This window comes from Streptomyces sp. NPDC085932, assembly GCF_044540525.1.
GTDB lineage: Bacteria > Actinomycetota > Actinomycetes > Streptomycetales > Streptomycetaceae > Streptomyces > Streptomyces levis.
In genome coordinates, this window is record NZ_JBITSJ010000001.1 from 1,189,575 (window position 1) to 1,209,612 (window position 20,038).

At 73.2% G+C, this 20,038-nt stretch carries 16 protein-coding genes and 2 pseudogenes; 11 read left to right on the forward strand and 7 right to left on the reverse strand.

Annotated features, from left to right (window positions below; translation table 11 throughout):
• Positions 1 to 106 precede the first annotated feature (106 nt).
• Positions 107 to 1,546 (reverse strand): NADP-dependent phosphogluconate dehydrogenase, encoded by a 1,440-nt coding sequence (gndA, locus tag ACIGAQ_RS04850; RefSeq protein ID WP_311688887.1) that lies wholly within the window; start codon positions 1,544 to 1,546, stop codon positions 107 to 109.
• A 450-nt stretch (positions 1,547 to 1,996) separates the two neighbouring features.
• Between gndA and ACIGAQ_RS04855 the strand changes: the two are divergent.
• A pseudogene (locus ACIGAQ_RS04855) lies at positions 1,997 to 2,188 on the forward strand (transglycosylase family protein); the annotation flags it as partial.
• Positions 2,189 to 2,740: 552 nt separating this feature from the next.
• Positions 2,741 to 3,139: pseudogene (locus tag ACIGAQ_RS04860) on the forward strand (M23 family metallopeptidase); the annotation flags it as partial.
• Here ACIGAQ_RS04860 and ACIGAQ_RS04865 read toward each other — a convergent pair.
• Positions 3,129 to 4,322 carry a DMT family transporter gene (locus ACIGAQ_RS04865; protein ID WP_399779176.1) on the reverse strand — a complete coding sequence of 398 codons (1,194 nt, stop codon included), beginning with the start codon at positions 4,320 to 4,322 and terminating at the stop codon, positions 3,129 to 3,131. The pseudogene ACIGAQ_RS04860 and the gene ACIGAQ_RS04865 sit on opposite strands and share 11 nt — an antisense overlap.
• 209 nt (positions 4,323 to 4,531) lie before the next feature.
• Here ACIGAQ_RS04865 and ACIGAQ_RS04870 point away from each other — a divergent pair, with 209 nt between their 5' ends.
• From ACIGAQ_RS04870 to ACIGAQ_RS04895, 6 genes are all read left to right on the forward strand, one after another.
• Positions 4,532 to 5,287 (forward strand): (2Fe-2S)-binding protein, encoded by a 756-nt coding sequence (locus tag ACIGAQ_RS04870; RefSeq protein ID WP_399779178.1) that lies wholly within the window; start codon positions 4,532 to 4,534, stop codon positions 5,285 to 5,287.
• 39 nt (positions 5,288 to 5,326) lie between these two features.
• Positions 5,327 to 6,478, forward strand: a complete 1,152-nt coding sequence (gene glgA / locus ACIGAQ_RS04875; RefSeq protein WP_399779180.1) for a glycogen synthase — start codon at positions 5,327 to 5,329, stop codon at positions 6,476 to 6,478.
• A gap of 51 nt (positions 6,479 to 6,529) precedes the next feature.
• Positions 6,530 to 7,750: a glucose-1-phosphate adenylyltransferase gene (gene glgC, locus ACIGAQ_RS04880; protein WP_399779182.1), complete on the forward strand. Its 1,221-nt coding sequence runs from the start codon at positions 6,530 to 6,532 to the stop codon at positions 7,748 to 7,750.
• A 125-nt stretch (positions 7,751 to 7,875) separates the two neighbouring features.
• Positions 7,876 to 10,494 carry a PA14 domain-containing protein gene (locus ACIGAQ_RS04885; RefSeq protein WP_399779184.1) on the forward strand — a complete coding sequence of 873 codons (2,619 nt, stop codon included), beginning with the start codon at positions 7,876 to 7,878 and terminating at the stop codon, positions 10,492 to 10,494.
• 144 nt (positions 10,495 to 10,638) lie between these two features.
• The gene (locus ACIGAQ_RS04890; protein ID WP_399779186.1) at positions 10,639 to 11,982 is read left to right on the forward strand and encodes a wax ester/triacylglycerol synthase family O-acyltransferase; all 1,344 of its coding nucleotides are present in this window, start codon (positions 10,639 to 10,641) and stop codon (positions 11,980 to 11,982) included.
• A 103-nt stretch (positions 11,983 to 12,085) separates the two neighbouring features.
• Complete coding sequence (locus ACIGAQ_RS04895; protein ID WP_399779188.1) at positions 12,086 to 13,588, forward strand: SDR family NAD(P)-dependent oxidoreductase; 1,503 nt, start codon at positions 12,086 to 12,088, stop codon at positions 13,586 to 13,588.
• A 9-nt stretch (positions 13,589 to 13,597) separates the two neighbouring features.
• On the opposite strand, the gene ACIGAQ_RS04900 is transcribed toward ACIGAQ_RS04895, so the two are convergent.
• Positions 13,598 to 14,047, reverse strand: a complete 450-nt coding sequence (locus ACIGAQ_RS04900; protein WP_311688870.1) for a hypothetical protein — start codon at positions 14,045 to 14,047, stop codon at positions 13,598 to 13,600.
• 456 nt (positions 14,048 to 14,503) lie between these two features.
• Between ACIGAQ_RS04900 and ACIGAQ_RS04905 the strand changes: the two genes are divergently transcribed.
• The 3 genes from ACIGAQ_RS04905 to ACIGAQ_RS04915 are packed head-to-tail and all read left to right on the forward strand — an operon-like array spanning position 14,504 to position 15,636.
• Positions 14,504 to 14,677: a hypothetical protein gene (locus ACIGAQ_RS04905; RefSeq protein ID WP_102913158.1), complete on the forward strand. Its 174-nt coding sequence runs from the start codon at positions 14,504 to 14,506 to the stop codon at positions 14,675 to 14,677.
• A gap of 55 nt (positions 14,678 to 14,732) precedes the next feature.
• Entirely contained in the window at positions 14,733 to 15,215 is a 483-nt protein-coding gene (locus tag ACIGAQ_RS04910; protein ID WP_311688866.1) for a GNAT family N-acetyltransferase, read from the forward strand.
• A gap of 16 nt (positions 15,216 to 15,231) precedes the next feature.
• The gene (locus ACIGAQ_RS04915) at positions 15,232 to 15,636 is read left to right on the forward strand and encodes a hypothetical protein (protein ID WP_399779191.1); all 405 of its coding nucleotides are present in this window, start codon (positions 15,232 to 15,234) and stop codon (positions 15,634 to 15,636) included.
• Here ACIGAQ_RS04915 and ACIGAQ_RS04920 read toward each other — a convergent pair.
• The 4 genes from ACIGAQ_RS04920 to ACIGAQ_RS04935 form a co-directional block, all read right to left on the reverse strand.
• On the reverse strand, positions 15,608 to 16,027 hold the full coding sequence (locus ACIGAQ_RS04920) for a VOC family protein (protein ID WP_311688863.1): 420 nt from the start codon (positions 16,025 to 16,027) through the stop codon (positions 15,608 to 15,610). The genes ACIGAQ_RS04915 and ACIGAQ_RS04920 overlap by 29 nt on opposite strands.
• Before the next feature lie 202 nt (positions 16,028 to 16,229).
• Positions 16,230 to 17,573 (reverse strand): amidase, encoded by a 1,344-nt coding sequence (locus ACIGAQ_RS04925; RefSeq protein WP_399779193.1) that lies wholly within the window; start codon positions 17,571 to 17,573, stop codon positions 16,230 to 16,232.
• 194 nt (positions 17,574 to 17,767) lie between these two features.
• Complete coding sequence (locus ACIGAQ_RS04930; protein ID WP_399779195.1) at positions 17,768 to 18,799, reverse strand: alpha/beta hydrolase family protein; 1,032 nt, start codon at positions 18,797 to 18,799, stop codon at positions 17,768 to 17,770.
• Positions 18,800 to 18,906: 107 nt separating this feature from the next.
• The gene (locus ACIGAQ_RS04935; protein WP_399779197.1) at positions 18,907 to 19,956 is read right to left on the reverse strand and encodes a LacI family DNA-binding transcriptional regulator; all 1,050 of its coding nucleotides are present in this window, start codon (positions 19,954 to 19,956) and stop codon (positions 18,907 to 18,909) included.
• Positions 19,957 to 20,038 lie beyond the last annotated feature (82 nt).

Here is a 20,038-nt window from a genome sequence, read left to right on the forward strand (position 1 = left end):
GCCCGGGCCGCCGCTGTCCTGACCTGCACGGCATGAGAACGGGGCCGGTGGACAGCCCCGCAAGGCATCCACCGGCCCCGGCCCGCACCCGGTCGGCGCGTGAGCGTTACGCCGTGACCTCCGACCGGTCCTGGCCCCACAGCGTGTGGAACGATCCGTCCCGGTCCACCCTCCGGTAGGTGTGCGCACCGAAGTAGTCCCGCTGCCCCTGCGTCAGCGCCGCCGGCAGCCGCTCCGCCCGCAGGGCGTCGTAGTAGGCGAGCGCCGCGGCGAACCCGGGCGTCGGCACGCCCTGCCGGGTCGCGGCGACCAGCACCTCGCGCCAGTCGTCCTGCGCGTCCGCGATCTCCTGCGCGAACGTGTCGTCCGACAGCAGGCTCGGCAGGTCCGGCCGGGCGTCGTAGGCCGCGCGGATCCGGTCCAGGAAAGCGGCCCGGATGATGCAGCCGCCCCGCCACAGCGCGGACACCGCGCCCAGGTCGATGTCCCAGCCGTACTCGCCGCGCGCCGCGTCGATCTCGTGGAAGCCCTGCGTGTACGACACGATCTTCGACGCGTACAGCGCCTGCTCCACCCGGTCGGCGAAGGCCCGCGCCTCCGCCTCGCCGAGCGGCTTCGCCTTCGGCCCGGCCAGCCCGCGCGAGGCCTCCCGCAGGGCCGCGTGGCCGGAGAGCGAGCGGGCGAAGACGGCCTCCGCGATGCCGGACACCGGCACACCCAGGTCCAGCGCGATCTGCACGGTCCAGCGGCCGGTGCCCTTCTGCTCGGCCTGGTCCACCACCACGTCCACGAACGGCTTGCCCGTCTCCGCGTCCACGTGGGACAGCACCTCGGCCGTGATCTCGATCAGGTAGGAGTCGAGACGCCCCTGGTTCCAGGTGCGGAAGATGTCGGCGATCTCGGCGGGGGAGTACCCGGCGACGTCCCGCAGCAGCTGGTACGCCTCGCCGATGAGCTGCATGTCCGCGTACTCGATGCCGTTGTGCACCATCTTCACGAAGTGCCCGGCACCGTCCGGACCGACGTGGGAGACGCACGGCGTGCCGTCGGCCGCCTTGGCCGAGATCTTCTCCAGCATCGGGCCCAGCGAGTCGTAGGACTCCTTGGGGCCGCCCGGCATGATGCTCGGGCCGTTCAGCGCGCCCTCCTCGCCGCCGGATACGCCCATGCCGACGAAGTGGATGCCCTGCTCGCGCAGCTCCCGCTCCCGGCGCCGGGTGTCCGCGAAGTGCGCGTTGCCACCGTCGATGATCATGTCGCCGGGCTCCAGCAGCGGCGCGAACTCCCGGATCACCGCGTCCGTCGGATCACCGGCCTTCACCATCACGACCAGACGGCGGGGCCGCTCCAGCGCGGCCACGAAGTCCTTCGCGCTCTCGCACGCGACGAACTCGCCCTCACCGCCGAACTCCTCGACCAGCGCGTGCGTGCGCGAGGGCGTCCGGTTGTGCACCGCGACCGTGTAGCCGTTGCGGGCGAAGTTGCGGGCGAGGTTGCGGCCCATGACCGCAAGGCCCGTGACGCCGATCTGCGCTGTACTGCTCATTCGGTTCGCTCCTAAAGACCTCGGTATCGGTGCCGCCGGCGGGTAGCCGCCGGCGTGACCCCCGCCGACCATCCTGGCGTGCCGCCACCCCGTCCGCACGCGCGGGTCGTACGACGTCGCGCAGGACGATACGCACGGCAGCCCCTCTCGCACTCAGCCGAGGTACGCGTCCCCGCGCACGCCGCACCCGCGCACCGCGTGGCGTACGCGATGCACCGCCGGGGCGCACGTCGCGCAACAGGGGCCTCATACCGGCCATTTGAACCCCTGGGCGGCCGATACGCGTCTTGTTCTGGCCGGTTCGCAGCGCTTACTTTTGCCCCTCCTGACGCATGTCTAGGGGGGCTTTCGATGGCCGTACGCGGCCGGCACCGCCGGTATCAGCCGAACAGGATCAACCGCGCCTCACTCACGGTCACCGCGGGCGGCGCGGGCATGGCGCTCCCGTTCATGGGCGCCGGCACCGCCCAGGCGGCGGACGTGGACACATGGAACAAGGTCGCCGCCTGCGAGTCGAGCAACGACTGGAACATCAACACCGGCAACGGCTTCTACGGCGGCCTGCAGTTCACCCAGTCCACCTGGGAGGCCTACGGCGGTCGGGCCTACGCGGCCCGCGCGGACCTCGCCACCAAGGACCAGCAGATCGCCGTCGCCGAGAAGGTGCTCGACGGGCAGGGCCCGGGCGCCTGGCCGGTGTGCTCGGTGCGGGCCGGGCTGACCCGGGGCGGCGGCGAGCCGGACATCCGGCCGGCGGCCGAGCGCACGAAGCAGCGGGAGACGAAGCAGAAGACCTCCATCGAGCAGGTCCGGCCGCAGTCCACGCCGCAGTCCCGCGCGGGCAGCGCCGAGATGTACACCGTGGTGCACGGCGACACCCTCTCCGGCATCGCGGCCGACCGCGAGGTGAGGGGCGGCTGGCGCGGCCTGTACGCCGCCAACCGCTCGACGATAGGGGGCGACCCCGACCTGATCGTGCCCGGCCAGCGGCTCGCCCTGCGCGGCGAGGGCGGCACGAAGACGCGTCCCGAGTACCGGCCGGCCCCGTCGGCGAAGCCGAAGAAGCCGGCGGCGGACCGGGCGGAGCGCCGTACCGAGGAGCGCGCCGGGGACCGCACGAAGGAGCGTGCCAAGGAGCGGCCGAAGGAGGCGGGCAAGGAACGCGCCGCCCGGTCCACGGCCACCCGGCAGGGCCTCGTCGCCCCCGTCAGCGCCTCCCTGGGCACGCCCTACCGCAAGGCCGGCTCCGCCTGGTCGAAGGGCTACCACACGGGCATCGACTTCCCCGTGCCCACGGGCACGACCGTGAAGTCGGTCGCCGCGGGCAGCGTCGTCAGCGCCGGGTGGGGCGGCTCGTTCGGCTACCAGGTCGTGATCCGGCACGGCGACGGCCGGTACAGCCAGTACGCCCACCTGTCGGCGATCTCCGTACGGGACGGGCAGTCGGTGACGGCGGGCCAGCGCATCGGCCGCTCCGGATCCACCGGCAACAGCTCGGGCCCGCATCTGCACTTCGAGGTGCGGACGGGGCCCGGTTTCGGTTCGGACGTCGACCCGGTGGCGTACCTCAGGGCCGGCGGCGTCAGGATTTGATCCGCACCCGGTGCCGGTCCACGGCCGGCATCGGCACGTACGGGATGCCGTGGAAGGGCATGTAGGAGAGCGGGCGTTCGTCGCCGGCGGGCACCGGCGCCGCCCCGCTCTCGTACGGACCGTCCGCGACGGCGGGCGCCCCCGGCCCCGGCACGAGCACATCCGGCACGAGTACGTCGTGCACGAGCACGTCCTCCACGAGGACGTCCTTCGCGAGGGCGTCCGCCGCGAGCACGTCCTCCACCAGCTCGGGCAGGTCCGGGTCCGCAGCCGTACCGGCAACGAGACCCGCGTCCGCCGGGACCGGCCCCGCGGTGACGAGCTCCGGCACGGCCCGCTCGCTCTCGGGCCGGTCCTGCGCGAGCCGCTCCGTCGTCAGCAGGATCAGACCGCCGGCCGCCACCACACCACAGCCCAGGGCGAGCACGGTGCCCGCGGTGCCGTAGCGGAACGTCTCCCCGAACATCGTGATGCCGACGGCGGCCGCCACGACCGGGTTCACGACCGTCAGCGTGGCCAGCGGGGCCGTCAGCCCGGCGCCCCGGTAGGAGGCCTGCGACAGCAGCATGCCGGCCGTGGCCAGCACGCCGATGACGGCGAGGGACGGCAGGTCCGCCGCCGACACTCCGCCGGTCCAGTCGACGGCGACCGTCTTGGTGAACACGGAGGACATGCCGAACGCGATGCCGGACGCGGTCGCCAGCAGCATGCTGCGCACCGCCGGGTGCCGGTGCGCGGCCCGCGCGGCGATCATCAGCGCGACGACGACGCCCGCGGTGACCAGTGCGACGGCCACCCGCTCGGCCGCGTTCAGCGACTGCGCGTCCGACGCGGCGACCAGGGACAGCAGACCGGCGAGACCGACCGTCGCCATGATCGCGCCCCGCCAGGCCGTGGCGCCGGCCCTGCGGCCGACGAACAGCGCGGCCATCGGCAGGGCCACCACGATGGTGAGGGCGCCCAGCGGCTGCACCAGGCTCAGCGGCCCGTAGGCCAGCGCCACCACGTGGAGCAGACCGCCCAGGCCGTTCAGCGCGACCGCCGCCCACCAGCCGGGCCGGCGCAGCGGAGCGTACTGCTCGCCCGGCGAGGACTCCGCCACCCGCTCCTGCACGATCGCCCCGCCCGCGTAGGCGACCGCGGAGACGAGGGAGAGCACGACGGACAACGCGAGGGCGCTCATCGGCTGCTCCTCTGCGTCAGGCGGGGGCGCTCGGCCCGGCGCGGCGAATGGTCGGCTTTCATGACCAACACCCTGCCGTGTCCGGGTGTTCCCGTCGTCGTCCCTGAGCACTCATTGGGTCCTACTGCCGATGGAGTACGAGGGGAGCCCCGTCATCCCCAGGGTGGGCGACGAAAGTCAGGGGCCCCGGGACGCGTCCCTTAGGGGCCTTGGTACTACTGCTCTTCGTGGACCTCGACCCCGGCCTCGCCGCGCTCCGCCCGCTCGGCGGCTTCTTCGTGCTGCGCACGGACACAGCGGCGGCCGGGCCTCTTCCCACTCTCGCACAGGCCTACGCCGTCCGGGCACCGGACGTAGCCGGAAATCCCCTGATTTTCCGCATCCGCAAGGTCGCACACGCCCTGGGCACCCCGGAGTTGCGCGTGGCCGCCTCCGTCGCCCACCAGGGGCTCGCGGCCCGGCTGTGGTCGATCGCCCTCGGCTGCGCGGTGGTGTACGGCGGCCTGCCCGACCTGGACGCCCGGCACCTGCGCTGGGACCCCGACGGCAGCGCCCCCGACGACCTGTGGCTGACCGGCGTACGGCCGCTGCCCGCGGAGCCGGAACACCTCGCGGAGGTCGTCCTGGACGGCCACCTCGCCCCGCTGGCGGCGGCCCTGCACGCCCATCACCGCCTCGCCCCGGGGCTGCTGCGGGGCAACGCCGCCTCGGCGCTGGCGGGCGCCGCCCGGGAACTGGACCGCTGGGCCCGGCGCCACGGCCGTCCCGACAGCGCCGCCCGCGCCCGCTCCCTGGCCGCGCGGCTCCTCGCCCACCCGCAGCTCACCGGCGCCGGGACCCTCACCGGCACGGCCTTCCGGCGCCGCAGCTGCTGCCTCTACTACCGGGTGCCCGGCGGGGGCGTCTGCGGCGACTGTTGTTTCCCGCGGCCGCCCCGCTCTTCCCCACGCGGCACATCTGGGTGACCATGAAAGGGAACGGCCGCTGAGAGCAGGGAGTTGCGGGTGCGCGTCGGACTGCTGACCCGGGAGTACCCGCCGGACGTGTACGGCGGTGCCGGCGTCCACGTGGAGTTCCTGGCCCGGGAGCTCAGACCCCTGGTCGACCTGGACGTGCACTGCTGGGGCGAGGGCCGCGCCGACGGCGTGCTGCGCCACCGCCCGTGGTCCGCGCTCGACGGCGTCAACGACGCGCTGCGCACCTTCTCCGTCGACCTGGCGATGGCCGCCGCCCTGGAGGGCCGCGAGCTGGTGCACTCGCACACCTGGTACGCCAACCTCGGCGGCCACCTCGCCAAGCTGCTGTACGGCATCCCGCACGTGATGACCGCGCACTCCCTGGAGCCGCTGCGCCCCTGGAAGGCCGAGCAGCTCGGCGGCGGCTACGAGCTGTCCAGCTGGGCCGAGCGCACCGCGATCGAGGCCGCCGACGCCGTGATCGCCGTCTCGGGGGCGATGCGCGAGGACATCCTCGGCTGCTACCCGGCGCTGGACCCGGAGAAGGTCCACGTCGTGCACAACGGCATCGACACGAGCCTGTACCGGCCCGACCACGGCACGGACGCCCTGGACCGGATCGGCATCGACCGCTCGCGCCCCTACGTGCTGTTCGTCGGCCGCATCACCCGCCAGAAGGGCGTGCCCCATCTGCTGCGCGCGGTACGGGACATCGACCCGGCCGCGCAGGTCGTGCTGTGCGCGGGCGCCCCGGACACGCCGGAGATCGACCGGGAGTTCCGGGAGCTGTTCGCGGAGCTGAGCGAGGTCCGCGACGGCGTGCACTGGATCCCGAGGATGCTGCCGCGCCCGGAGGTCATCCAGCTCCTGACGCACGCCGCGCTGTTCGTCTGCCCCTCGGTGTACGAGCCGCTGGGCATCGTGAACCTGGAGGCGATGGCCTGCGGCACACCCGTGGTGGCCTCGGCGGTCGGCGGCATCCCGGAGGTCGTCGACGACGGCCGGACCGGCCTGCTCGTCCCGGCCGGCGACGGCTTCGAGGCGGGGCTCGCCCGGGCCATGGACACCGTCCTCGGCGATCCGCGGGCCGCCCGGCGGATGGGCGAGGCCGGGCGGGAGCGCGCGGTCGGCGAGTTCGGCTGGGACGCGGTGGCCCGGCGCACGGTCCGGCTCTACGAGGAGATCGTCAAACAGGCTTAGTGGGTACTGGTCAGGGGCAGGCATCGGGAAATCGGCGTGAGGGGAGCGGCCATGCGTGGTGGTGGTCCTTCGGTCCTGGGGATCGTGCTGGCGGGTGGTGAGGGCAAGCGGCTGATGCCCCTGACCGCGGACCGTGCCAAACCGGCGGTGACCTTCGGCGGCACGTACCGCCTGGTCGACTTCGTCCTGTCCAACCTGGTCAACGCCGACATCCTGCGCATCTGCGTGCTGACGCAGTACAAGTCGCACTCGCTGGACCGGCACATCACCACGACCTGGCGGATGTCCAACCTGCTCGGCAACTACGTCACGCCCGTCCCCGCCCAGCAGCGCCTCGGCCCCCGCTGGTACCTGGGCAGCGCCGACGCGATCCTGCAGTCCCTGAACCTGATCTACGACGAGCGCCCCGAGTACGTCGCCGTCTTCGGCGCCGACCACGTCTACCGCATGGACCCGCGCCAGATGCTCGCCCAGCACATCGAGAGCGGCGCGGGCGTGACGGTCGCCGGGATCCGGGTGCCGCGCACGGAGTCCTCGGCGTTCGGCGTGATCACCCCCGGTTCGGACGGGCAGACGGTGGAGCGCTTCCTGGAGAAGCCGTCCGCCCCGCCCGGGCTCCCGGACGACCCCAACTGCGTCTTCGCCTCGATGGGCAACTACATCTTCACCACCAAGGCCCTCATCGAGGCGCTCAAGCGGGACGCCGAGGACGAGTCCTCCGTGCACGACATGGGCGGTTCGATCCTGCCCCAGCTCACCGACCGGGGCGAGGCCGCGCTGTACGACTTCAGTGCCAACCACGTGCCCGGGGAGACCACCCGCGACCAGGGCTACTGGCGGGACGTGGGGACGCTGGACACCTACTACGAGGCGCACATGGACCTGATCGCGGAGCGGCCCGCGTTCAACCTGTACAACCGCAGCTGGCCGATCTACACGCACTCGTACCAGCTCTCGCCGGCCCGCTTCAACGCGGGCGGCATCGCCAGCGAGTCCATCATCAGCGCGGGCTGCCTGGTCCGCGGTCAGGTCACCCGGTCGGTGCTGTCGCCGGGCGTGGTGGTCGACCCCGGGGCCGTGGTGCAGGGCTCGGTGCTGCACGACAACGTGCACATCGGCCGGGGCGCGGTGGTGCGCGGCGCCGTTCTCGACAAGAACGTCGAGGTCCCGCCGGGCGCGACGATCGGCGTCAACCCGGAGCGCGACGCCGAGCTGTACACGGTCTCCAAGGGCGGCGTCATCGCGCTCGGCAAGGGCCAGCTGGTCACCTGACGAGACACCGCCGGGGGCTTCTGCGAGACGCCCCCGGAGGGACTTTGTCCTGCCTCTGGACGAAGCGCGGGATCCGTGTTGTCATGCCAACGTCTTGTACATGACAACGTTGGCATGGAGGTTCCGTGCGTCCCCGACGCCTCAGAAACCGCCTCGCGTTACTGCTCGCCGCGCTCCTCGCCCTCACCGGCCTCAGCGCAGTCCCCGCGCTCGCGGACGACCCGGCCGAGATCCACGGCCTCAAGGGCGAGTACTTCACCCACTCCGCCCCCGGCGCCTTCGACTTCCACACCCTCAAGGCGACGACCTTCGACCAGGACCTCGACTTCGACAACCTCGAACCCCGCCTGAACTTCACCACCGGACAGTCAGACGACGTCAGCGTCCGCTGGACCGGCCGGATCGTCCCGGAGCAGACCGGGCCGCACACCTTCTCGGTCAGCGCCGACAACGGCTTCCGCCTCTGGATCGACGGCACGCTCGCCATCGACCACTGGGTCGACGACTGGGACCGCGAGCAGACCGCCGCACCCGTCGACCTCACCGCCGGCCGCGCCTACGACATCAAGGTCGAGTACTTCGAGCACTACGGCGGCTCCAACTTCCACCTGCGCTGGACCCCGCCCGGCGCCGCCAAGGCCCCCGTCCCGCAGTCGGCCTTCCGCCTCCCCGAGGGCTTCGACTACGACGGCGCCCTCGCGGCCACCGTGCAGTCCACCGGCCGCACCCTCAAGCTCAACTTCGCCCAGGAGCTCACCGCACCCCCGGCGGGCTTCACCGACCACCTCGACGCCGTGATCGGCGGCGCCGCGTGGCCGCTGGGCGACGCCCGCCCCGACCCGTCCGACCCCACCGCCCTGCTGGTCGCCCTGGACGAGCCGGTCGTGGGCAACAAGACGGGCACGGCCCGCGGCACGGCCGACATCCGCTACGACGGCGAAGGCGGCCTCACCGACGCCGACGGCAACGTTGTCAAGAAGTTCTGGACGTCCGGCCCGAACCACTCCACCCACCAGCTGCGCACCCGCTGGGCCGACGAGGTCGGACCGGACGACGCCCTCCCGGAGTACCCGCGCCCGCAGCTGACCCGCGACGCCTGGAAGAACCTCAACGGCCGCTGGCAGTTCGCCGCCGCCGAGGCCGGCGAACAGCCGCCCGTCGGGCGGACGCTGAAGGAGCGCATCCTCGTCCCGTACCCGGTGGAGTCCCAGCTCTCCGGCATCGAGCGGCACGAGGACCGCATGTGGTACCGCCGCACCTTCACCGTCCCGCGCGACTGGAACATCGGCTCGGACCGGCGGCTCAAGCTCAACTTCGGCGCCGTCGACTGGCGCTCCGAGGTCTACGTCAACGGCACCAAGGTCGCCACGCACGAGGGCGGCTACGACAAGTTCGGCGCCGACATCACCGACGCGCTCGAGCCCGGCCGCACCCAGGAGCTCATCGTCGGCGTCTACGACCCGACCGACGCGGCCTCCGGCGAGAACCCACCGCTCGGCAAGCAGCGCCTGGACCCCAGCGGCATCTGGTACACCCCGTCCTCCGGCATCTGGCAGACGGTCTGGATGGAGCCGGTGGCACGCGACCACGCCGACTCCCTCAAGATCGTCCCCGACGTGGCGGGGGAGAAGGTCACCGTCGAGGTCCGGGGCGTCCGGGACGGCGTACCGGTCACGGCGACGGCGTACGACGGCCGGCGCAAGGTGGCCACCGCGAGCGGCCGCACCGGCGGCCCGCTCACGCTGACCGTGCGCGACCCGCACCTGTGGTCGCCGGACGACCCGTTCCTTTACGGCCTCAAGGTCAGGGTCGGCGCCGACCGGGTCGGCAGCTACTTCGGCATGCGCTCCGTCGCCGTCGAGAAGGTGAACGGCGTCCCCCGCACGCTCCTCAACGGCGAACCCGTCTTCATGATGGCCACCCTCGACCAGGGCTTCTGGCCCGACGGCCTGCACACCGCCCCCACCGACGAGGCGCTGGCCTACGACCTGAAGGCGCACAAGCGGCTCGGCTTCAACTCCGTGCGCAAACACATCAAGGTCGAGCCCGACCGCTGGTTCTACTGGGCCGACCGGCTCGGCCTGCTGGTCTGGCAGGACATGCCCGCGATGACGGCCGGGGTGAACCCGAACGCCACCTCCCGCGCCCGCTACGAGCGTGAGCTGAAGGAGATGATCGACGAACACGTCAGCAGTCCCTCGGTCGTCATGTGGGTGACCTTCAACGAGGGCTGGGGCCAGTACGACGTGGGCCGGATCGCCGAGCAGGCCAAGGCCTGGGACCCCACCCGCCTGGTCAACGGACAGTCCGGGCTGAACCTCGGCGCCGACGGCGGCACCGGCGACATCATGGACGAGCACGGCTACCCGAGCCCGGCCCTGCCGCCCCGCCCCGACGGGCAGCGCGCCCTGGTCAGCGGCGAGTACGGCGGCCTGGGCCTGGCGGTGCCGGGCCACGCCTGGTCGGTGCAGCAGTCCTACGTCGACGTCGACCCGGCCACCTACACCGAGGACTACCTGGAGAAGCTGGACGAGGTCCGGGCGCTGGTCTGCAAGGGCAGCAACGGGGCCGTGTACACCCAGATCGCGGATGTCGAAGGCGAGCTGAACGGCTTCCTCACCTACGACCGGGCGGTGCTGAAACCCGACACGGCCCGGCTCAAGGCCGCGCACGAGGCGCTGATCCGTGACGCCTCCCGGGTGACTCCCACGGGGTGCCCGGCGCCGCAACCTGTGCTGGACTGACGGCAGATGCACCATGAGTCCCGCCCCTCTCACCGGGGCGGGACTTAATCCGGTGTTAACTGTACGTAGCCTGATCGTACTTGACCGTAATCGGCCGGGGGCGATTGACTGCTGGCTCACCCGTCGTCGACGCGAGGCAAGCTCTTGACTGCTGACCTGCTCGCCCCCCTTGACCTGGCGTTCTGGAACCTCGAGTCCGCCGACCACCCGATGCACCTCGGCGCGCTCGGGATCTTCTCGGCGCACTCGCCGGCCGCGGGCGCCCACGCGGCCGACCTGCTCGCGGCCCGGGCCGCCGGTGTCACCGGGCTGCGGATGCGGATCCGCGACGTCTGGCAGCCGCTGCCCTCCGCCCTGCGCAGTCCCTTCGCCTTCGGCGGGGCGGCCCGCGAGCCGGACCCGGACTTCGACCCCCTGCACCACGTGCGTCTGCACGCGCCCACGGCCGACTTCCACGCGGAGGCCGGACGGCTCATGGGACGCCCGCTGGAGCGCGGCCGGCCACCCTGGGAGGCCCACGTGCTGCCCGGCGAGGACGGTGTCTGCTTCGCGGTGCTCTTCAAGTTCCACCACGCCCTGGCCGACGGGCTGCGGGCGCTCACCCTGGCCGCGGGCGTCATGGACCCGATGGACCTGCCCACGCCCCGGCCCCGCCCGGCGGCCCCGCCGCGCGGTCCGCTGCCGGACGTGCGCGACCTGCCCGGCCTCCTGCGCGGTGCCCTCTCCGACGCCGCCCGGGCCCTGGACATCGGCGCCTCGGTCGCCCGCTCCTCGCTCGACGTGCGCTCCACCCCCGCGCTCACCTGCGATCCGAGCGGCACCCGCCGCACCGCCGGAGTGGTCCTCGACCTCGACGAGGTGCACCGCATCCGCAAGACCGTCGGCGGCACCGTCAACGACGTCCTCATCGCGGTCGTCGCCGGGGCCCTGCGCCGCTGGCTCGACGAGCGCGGCGACGGCAGCGAGGGCGTCGCGCCCCGGGCCCTGATCCCCGTCTCCAAGCGCCGCCCCCGCACCGCCCACCCGCAGGGCAACCGGCTCTCCGGGTACCTGATACGGCTCCCGGTGGACGACCCGGACCCGCTGGCCCGTCTCGCCTCGGTGCGCACCGCCATGGACCGCAACAAGGACGCCGGCCCCAACCGGGGCGCCGGCGCCGTCGCCCTGCTCGCCGACCACGTCCCCGCCCTCGCGCACCGGCTCGGCGGCCCCCTGGTCGGCCAGGCGGCCCGGCTCTGGTTCGACATCCTCGTGACCAGCGTGCCCCTGCCCAGCCTCGGCCTGAAGCTCGGCGGCCACCCCCTCACCGCCGTCTTCCCCCTCGCCCCGCTGGCCCCCGGCCACTCCCTCGCGGTCGCCGTCTCCACCTACCGCGGCGCCGTCCACTACGGCCTCGTCGCCGACGCCGAGGCCGTCCCGGACCTCGACACGTTCGCGGCCGCCGTCTCCAAGGAGGTGGCGACGCTGATCAAGGCCTGCCGGTCGTGATCACGCGCGTTTGGCGGTGCGGCCCCGCGCTGAAGTAAAATCCGCCGTTCGAAAGCAGGCGCGACCGGCGCGCCGCGACGGCAGAGCAGGGAACGCAGCGGCGATGACGGTGACAGAGGACGGCCCGCAGGCCATGGACGAGGCGAGCGGGCTCTCGTACGGACCCGGCATCGACCCCGAGCGCCTGGCCGTCTGCCTCAGCGTGCTCGAGGAACTCGACAAGCTGGAGGTGGACCACCCGGACGCCATCGCCGTGCGCCGGGCCACCGCGGGCATCTACCGCACGGTCAAGCAGCGCCGCCGCCAGGAGCGCCGGGCCGCCAAGACCGCCCACGACAAGGCGGTCACCGAGGCCACGGCGACCGGCTCCGCCCAGCGCATCGACGACGAGACCGAGGGCCTGCTGCCCTCCTCGCGCACCGAGGAGGGCCGGATCGCGGGGATACTCCAGCGCCCGCGCTCCTGCTACACCTGCAAGACCCGGTACGTGGAAGTCGACTACTTCTACCACCAGCTCTGTCCGGACTGCGCCCGCGTGAACCGCGAGAAGCGCGACGTCCGGGCCGACCTCACCGGCAAGCGCGCGCTGCTCACCGGCGGCCGTGCCAAGATCGGCATGTACATCGCCCTCAGGCTGCTGCGCGACGGCGCCCACACCACCATCACCACCCGCTTCCCCAAGGACGCCATCCGCCGTTTCAAGGCCATGGACGACTCCGCGGACTGGCTGCACCGCCTGGAGGTCGTCGGCATCGACCTGCGCGACCCGGCCCAGGCCGTGGCCCTCGCCGACCAGGTCGCCGAGGCCGGGCCGCTGGACATCCTGGTCAACAACGCGACCCAGACCGTGCGCCGGCTGCCGTCCGCCTACGCCGCCCTGGTCGAGGGCGAGGGCGCTCCGCTGCCCGCCGGTGAACTGCCCGCCCACCACGTCATCGGCGCCTTCAACTCCGGCGCGGTCGACGGCCTCGCCGCCCTGCCGCTGGGCACCAGCGGCCTGGACGCGCAGCAGGTCGCCGACCTCGCCCTGGTCGCCGGCAACGCGAGCGTGGAGCGGCACCTGGACGGCACGGCGATCGACGCGGGCGGCCTGGTCCCCGACGTCGTCGACACCAACACCTGGGTGCAGACCATCGAGCAGATCTCCCCGGTGGAGCTGCTGGAGACCCAGCTGTGCAACTACACGGCGCCCTTCATCCTCATCAGCAAGCTGCGCCCGGCGATGGCCGAAGCGGCGAAGAAGGCACGGAGCGGGCGCGCGTACGTCGTCAACGTGTCGGCGATGGAAGGGGTCTTCGGCCGCGGCTACAAGGGCGCGGGGCACCCCAACACCAACGCCGCGAAGGCCGCGATGAACATGGTCACGCGGACCAGCGCGCAGGAGATGTTCCAGACCGACGGCATCCTGATGACCTCGGTCGACACGGGGTGGATCACGGACGAGCGGCCCCACTACGACAAGTTGCGGCTCGCCGAGGCGGGCTTCCACGCACCGCTCGACCTCGTCGACGGCGCGGCCCGGGTCTACGACCCGATCGTCCGCGGCGAGGCGGGGGAGGACCTGTACGGGGTCTTCCTGAAGGACTACGCGCCGGGGAAGTGGTAGGGCCCGACGTCAGTCGACGGCCCCCAGACGGGAGTTGCGCGCCGCCAGCAGTTCCAGCACGGTGCGCCAGTCCTCCAGCACCCCGGCGTCGAACCCGGCCGTCCGGCCCTCCTCGGCCGCCCGGCGCAGGGCGAGCACGTCGTCGTCCACGGGGACGCCCCGGCCGGGACGGGCGCGCAGGAGCCGGGAGACCCGCTCGCCGAGCAGGGCGCGCACCGCGTCGGCGGTCCGACCGGCCCGCCCGGCCGGGTCACCGGGCCACAGCAGCTCGCCGACCGGCTGCACCAGGCCCGCCACTTGGAGCTCCTTGTCGGCCGGGCGGCCCCGGCGGAGCAGGGCGGCGGTCCGCAGCGCGTGCTCGTGCAGGTCGACCGGCGGCCGGCCGCGCCCCGGGTGGTCCCGGGTGCCCCGGCAGGCGTACAGCAGGTCCATCAGCTCCTCGACGCTGCGCAGCTCCATGCGTCAGTCCTCCCGCGCGTCAGCCGTTGCCGTACGGCAGCAGACCATGACGAGCTTGCGACGCAGCCAACGGCACTTGAACTGGCCACCGGCCGGAAAGCACCGTCGTACCCCTACGCCGAACGAGTGATATGCAGAGCGCCGCTTTTGTGAACGAATCGGTGCGTAAACCCCAGTTGAACGCCAGATGACGCGCGATCGTTACCGGCTGTTTTCAGCCCCATAGAGCGGGGCCCCGCTCATTTGGTTAATCTGATCCGGACGGACAGCTCCACGGGGTCCTACCCACACCCACGGTCCGTCATGGGACCAGCCGGTACACCACGGCCTGCTCTCCCGTGAGTCGACCGGCGCCACCGCGTCCGAACTGCACATGACACATAGCCCGAGCGGGCGTCAGGCGCAGCAGGACCGGCGCGTACGTCCCGAGGGTGACCGACACATAAGGAGTGCGCGGTGACACCGGAGAAGACGAATCGCGATCAGCGCCCCAAGGAACGCGGCGAGCGCGCCGGCCGACGGGTCGACGAGCTCGGCAGCCTCGACGTGTGGGCCCGGTCGGCCCCGATCCGCCTCGCGGGCTACGAGGAGGACCTCGCGGAGCCCCACATCCTGCCCAGCGTCGACTGAACCGGACGCGGATCCCTCAGCGACCACCGAGCATGGACGTGCCACACTCGCACCCATGCTGATCAGGGAAGCAACGGCTGACGACTGGCCTCGCATCTGGCCCTTCTGGCACCGCATCGTCGCCGCGGGCGAGACCTACGCATGGGACCCGGGGACCTCCGAGGAGGAGGCCCGGGTCCTGTGGATGAACCCCGCCAAGCGCGTCTACGTCGTCGAGGACGACAGCGGCACGATCGTCGCCTCCGCCTACCTCACCCCCAACTACGGCGGCCCGGCGGCCCGCATCGCCAACGCCGGCTTCATGGTCGACCCCGCCCGGGGCGGCCGGGGCCACGGCAGGGCTCTCGCCGAGCACCTCCTGAGCGAGGCCCGCGCCGCCGGTTATCGGGGCATGGTGTTCAACGCCGTCGTCGAGACCAACCCCGCCGTGAAGCTGTGGACCTCCCTCGGGTTCACGATCCTCGGTACCGTGCCCGAGGCGTTCGACCACCCCAGGCACGGCCGGGTGGGACTGCACATCATGTACCGGGCCCTGTAGAGCGGGGGAGGTCCCCATGACCGCCCCGCGTGTGACGCCCCTGAACACCGCCACCTGGCCGGACTTCGCCGCTCTGGCCGAGCGGCCCAAGGGCGTGTGGGGCGGCTGCCGGTGCATGGCCTTCCACCCCGAGGGCATCGGCCGCGGCAGGACCCCGGAGCAGAACCGCTGCGAGAAGCAGCGGCGGGTCCGCGAGGGCGGCGCGCGCGCCGCCCTCGTCCACGACGGCGAGACCTGCGTGGGCCGGTGCCGGTTCGGCCCCGAGGACACCCGGGACCGGTCGGCCTCGGCGTCGTTGCTGTTCACCGGCACGGTGAGGCTGTTCGAGCGGCACGGCTCCGAGCGGATCCGGCCTCTCGGCAAGCCTCACCGGGTGATGTCCCGCACGGTCGTCAGGGACGGGCGTAGGGCCGGGTCATGATCTCCATGTTGTGGCCGTCCGGGTCGTCGAAGTAGGCACCGCGACCGCCGAAGAGGTCGTTGACCCGCCCGGGCTCGGTGTGGCGCGGATCGGCGTAGTACGTCACGCCGAGCGCCTCCAGGCGGGCGATCATCGCGTCGAACTGCTCCTCCGGCACGAGGAAGGCGTAGTGCTGCGGCTGGATCGGCTCGTCGCTCTTCTCGTAGTAGTCGAGGGTCACGCCGTTGCCCAGGTCGACGGGGAGGAACGGCCCGAACGGGGCGCCGACCTTCAGGCCCAGCACCGTCGCCAGGAACTCGGCCGACAACTGGCGGTCGGCGGCGTAGACGACGGTGTGGTCGAGGCGGGCGACGGTCGTCGGCAGGCCGGGGCTGTGTTCTGCGAGGGACATGAGTGGATGCGTCTCCGGTTCACTGGTGAGGACGCGCCGGAACAGGCGCGGGACGAGGGAACGCGCAGACGGAAGGCGGGGCTCGCGCCCGCTCCGGCTCCCGGCCGGGGCCGGGCGGGGTCACCCCCGCCGCCCTCATGCCGAGGCCGGGCGCCTCACTCGTGCATGGCCTACGGCCGACCCGGCAGTCACCCGGCCGACCCTAGCCGACCGGCGCCGTGCGCCGCCACGGATTTCTGGCCTCCAACTGCCCCGCCACGGCCAGGAGTCGGTCCTCCGTGCCGGGGCGTCCCACCAGCTGCACGGCGCGGGGAGCGCCGGAGGGCAGAGTGCCGCAGGGGACGGCCATGGCGGGCCAGCCGGTGAGGTTCCACGCGGGCGTCAGCGGCGAGCAGGAGGTGTTGACCAGCAGGTTGCTCAGCCAGCCCCGCTCGTGCCAGGGCCCGGCCTTGGGGGAGCGGCGGGCGAGCGCGGGGGTGAGCAGCACGTCGTACTCGGCGAAGAACGGCTCCAGCCGGTGGCGCAGCCGCTCCCGGGCCGCCCCCGCGCCCGCGGCGCTCACGAACGGCCGGCCGAGCCGCGCGTGCACGCGGGTGCGTCGGGTGAGCAGCCGGGGGTCGAGGGGCCGGGCGTCGGCCGCGGTGCCCGCCGTCCAGTGCATGAGGGAGGTGGCCGCGAGGGACAGCGGGTAGGGCGGGTCGGCGCGCCGGACCTGGTGACCCGCCCGCATGAGCACCCCCGCCGCGTCCCGCGCGGCGGCCGTGTACGGGCGGCCGACGGTGACGCCGGCCAGCGGACTGCGCAGGGACACGGCGACCTTGAGGGCCCCGGCGGCGGACGGGGGCGCGGGCGCGGTGCCGGCGAGGACCGCGAGCATCAGGCGGGCGTCCTCGACGGTCGTGGCGAGCGGCCCGTTCTCCGACATGCCGAACCAGTCGCTGTCCCCGGCCCCGGTCGGCACCACCCCGCGGCCCGGCTTGATGGTGACCAGGCCGCAGTTGGCGGCCGGTATGCGCAGGGAGCCCATGCCGTCGTTGCCGAGGGCGATCGGCACCATCCCGGCCGCGACGGCGGTGGCGCTGCCGCCGGAGGAACCGCCCGCCGAGCGCGCCGGGTCCCACGGGTTGCGGGCGGTGCCCAGCACGCCGTCCGTCGTGCCGAAGACGCACAGTTCGGGCACGTTCGTCAGGCCCACGACGACCGCGCCCGCGGCCCGCAGCCGGGCCACCGTCACGTGGTCCCGCGCGGCCGGTGTGTCCGGGGTGGCCGCCGAACCGACACGGCGGGACTCGCCGCGCACGGCGAGGTTGTCCTTGACGGCCACGGGCACCCCGGCCAGGGGGAGTTCGGCCAGATCGGCGCGGGCGGCCACCTCGTCGGCCTCGGCCAGGGCCCGCTCGGCGCGCACCAGCCGGAAGGCGCCCAGCCGGCCGTCGAGCCGCCGGATCCGTTCGAGGTGCTCGGCGACCACCTCCCGGGGCGTGACCCGCTTCTCGCGGACGGCGGCGGATATCTCGGCGGCGGTGCGGCCGGCCCAGGTGGTCACAGAGGCTCCTCGGGAGGACAGGGAGACGGGCTACCGGTGAGTACGTAGGGAGAACTGTGCACCGGCCGGGGGCGCACGTCGAGATCGCGAGCCGTTCTGCGCGCCGGAGCACGGCCTGCGGGCGGGCTCGGCGCCGAGCGCGGTGTCAGGGGTGCTCGGCGCGGGTCCGTGGCGTTCGCCGCGGGGCGCGGCGCTCAGCGCAGGTGACGCTCGAAGAAGGCCTCGGTGGCGTCCATCTCGGCCGCCCACCGCGGCCCGAAGGTGTGGCCCTCACCGGCGACGGTGCGCAACTCCACGTCCTTGCCCGCCTCCTGGAACACCCGGGCGGCCTCCCGCGACCAGGTCAGGGGGCAGGTGTCGTCGGCGGTGCCGTGCTGGATCAGCAGGGGCTCGGTCAAACGGTCGGCGTAGGTGAGGGGGGAGACGCCGCGCCAGAACGCCGGGTCCTCCTCGGGCGTGCCGTGCCTCTCCTCGATCTCCGACACGATCGGGTCGCCGTCGGGCCGCTGGAAGTGGTCGATGTTCTCCTGCGGGCGGGCGCTGACCGGCGCGTACGCGACGGCCGCGTCGAACAGTCCCGGCGCCACGACCAGCGTGTTGTACACGACCCCGCCCCCCATGGACCGGCCGAACAGGCCGATCCGGTCGCCGTCGATCTCCGGCCGCCCGGAGTCGCGCAGGGCCAGGGCGGCGCCGATGACGTCCTCGGTGTAGCCGAGGCGCAGGTTCACGTCGTTGTCGGGATCGTCGTCGGAGCGGGCGTGGTTGCGGTAGTCGGTGTGCAGGACGACGTATCCGCTGCGGGCCAGACGGTCCTGCTCGCGCGGCATGCCCTGGCCGCTGAAGTAGACGTCCGGGTCGATGTAGCCGTGCGCCAGCACCAGGGCGGGGAACGGGCCCTCGCCCTCGGGGATGTTCATGATCCCCGAGACGGTCAGGCCGTTCGCCTGGTACGTGACGGCGTAGCGGGTGTAGGCGGAGGTGCGGTCGAGCACGTCGCCGAGGCGCAGGCCGGAGCCGGTGTGCTCGCGCCGCATCAGGGCCGGGAGGGAGACGGGGTCCACCGGGGCGGGGGAGGGGGAGCTGCCCCGCGGGCTCGGTGCCTCGGCCGCCCCGGTCGTCGCCGGGCCGGTCTCCGGCGTGGTGCCGCCGTCACCGCCGGTGCAGGCGGTGGTGACCGCCAGCAGCAGTCCGGCGGCGGCACAGGTGATGCCCCGTAGGCGCATACCCCCCATTGTGACTCCGCCGCGTTCCGAACGGCCAGGGCGCGCCCGGGCCTCCGCACGCGTCCCGCCGGCCCGGCGCCGGGCGACGAGGGGTGCGGACAACACACCTAGGCCTTGCGGCGCGCCGGTCCCGTGCTGTCCCTCTCGATCAGCGCCGGCACCGGCACCCGCACCGTGCGCGCCGGGCCGCCGTCCAGCAGGGCGGTCAGCTCCCGGGCGGCCGTGCGGCCGAACTCGACGCTGTCCCGGGAGAGCGCGGACAGCCACGGCTTGACCAGGCGGCACAGGGCGGAGTCCTCCCAGGCCACCACCGACACGTCGGCCGGTACGGAGAAACCCAGCTCCGCCGCCGCGGCCACCCCGGCGACGGCCATCACGTCGTTGTCGTAGATCAGGGCCGTCGGGGCACCGGGCCCGTCCAGCACCCGGCGGGTGACGGCCGCGCCCGCCGCGTCCGAGTAGTCGGTCGGCACCGACTGCACCTCGGCCAGACCCCGCCGCTCGGCCTCCGCGCGCAACGTGCGGATCCGGCGCTCGGTGTGGGCCAGCCCGGGCAGCCCGGCGATGTGCGCGATCCGGCGGTGGCCGAGCGCGTACAGCCCGTCCACCAGGGCCGCCATCGCGCCCGCGTCGTCCGCCCACACCGTCGACAGCCGCGGGTGCCGTTCGTCCGGCGTGCCCCCGATCACCACGGCGGGCAGCCCCAGTTCGTCGAGGAGACCGGGCCGGGGGTCGTCGGTGCGCGGGTCGACCACCAGCACGCCGTCCACCCGGTGCTCGGCCCACCACCGCCGGTACACCGCGCACTCGTCGCCGATGTCCTCGGCGATCTGGAACAGCAGCCCGAGATGCCGCTCGGCCAGCACCTCCTGGATGCCCGAGACGAGTTGCAGGAAGAACGAGTCCACGCCCAGCGTCCCCGCCGGGCGGGCCAGGACGAAGCCGACCGTCGCCGCACCCTCTCCCGACAGGGCGCGCGCGGCCGTGCTGGGCCGCCAGCCCAGCTGCTCGGCGACCCGGCGCACCCGGTCCCGCGTGATGTCGGAGACCCCGGGACGGCCGTTGAGTGCGAAGGACACGGCGCTCTCGGAGACGCCGGCCCGCCGGGCGATGTCCTTCATCGTCGGCCGCCGCGCCGGCGAGCGCTTTTCCGGCACGCCTGCCCCCCGTCGTCAGTCCGATGCGCACTAATGCGCTTGAGTGCCCTGACCCTAAAGCGCATTAGTGCTCGAAGGCAAG

Coding starts and splice junctions, on each gene's coding strand:
- gndA (WP_311688887.1), bottom strand. CDS start 1,546: ATGAGCAGTACAGCGCAGATCGGCGTCACGGGCCTTGCGGTCATGGGC.
- ACIGAQ_RS04915 (WP_399779191.1), top strand. CDS start 15,232: ATGACCGCCCCGCGTGTGACGCCCCTGAACACCGCCACCTGGCCGGAC.
- ACIGAQ_RS04895 (WP_399779188.1), top strand. CDS start 12,086: ATGACGGTGACAGAGGACGGCCCGCAGGCCATGGACGAGGCGAGCGGG.
- ACIGAQ_RS04920 (WP_311688863.1), bottom strand. CDS start 16,027: ATGTCCCTCGCAGAACACAGCCCCGGCCTGCCGACGACCGTCGCCCGC.
- glgC (WP_399779182.1), top strand. CDS start 6,530: ATGCGTGGTGGTGGTCCTTCGGTCCTGGGGATCGTGCTGGCGGGTGGT.
- ACIGAQ_RS04930 (WP_399779195.1), bottom strand. CDS start 18,799: ATGCGCCTACGGGGCATCACCTGTGCCGCCGCCGGACTGCTGCTGGCG.
- ACIGAQ_RS04900 (WP_311688870.1), bottom strand. CDS start 14,047: ATGGAGCTGCGCAGCGTCGAGGAGCTGATGGACCTGCTGTACGCCTGC.
- ACIGAQ_RS04910 (WP_311688866.1), top strand. CDS start 14,733: ATGCTGATCAGGGAAGCAACGGCTGACGACTGGCCTCGCATCTGGCCC.
- ACIGAQ_RS04865 (WP_399779176.1), bottom strand. CDS start 4,322: ATGAGCGCCCTCGCGTTGTCCGTCGTGCTCTCCCTCGTCTCCGCGGTC.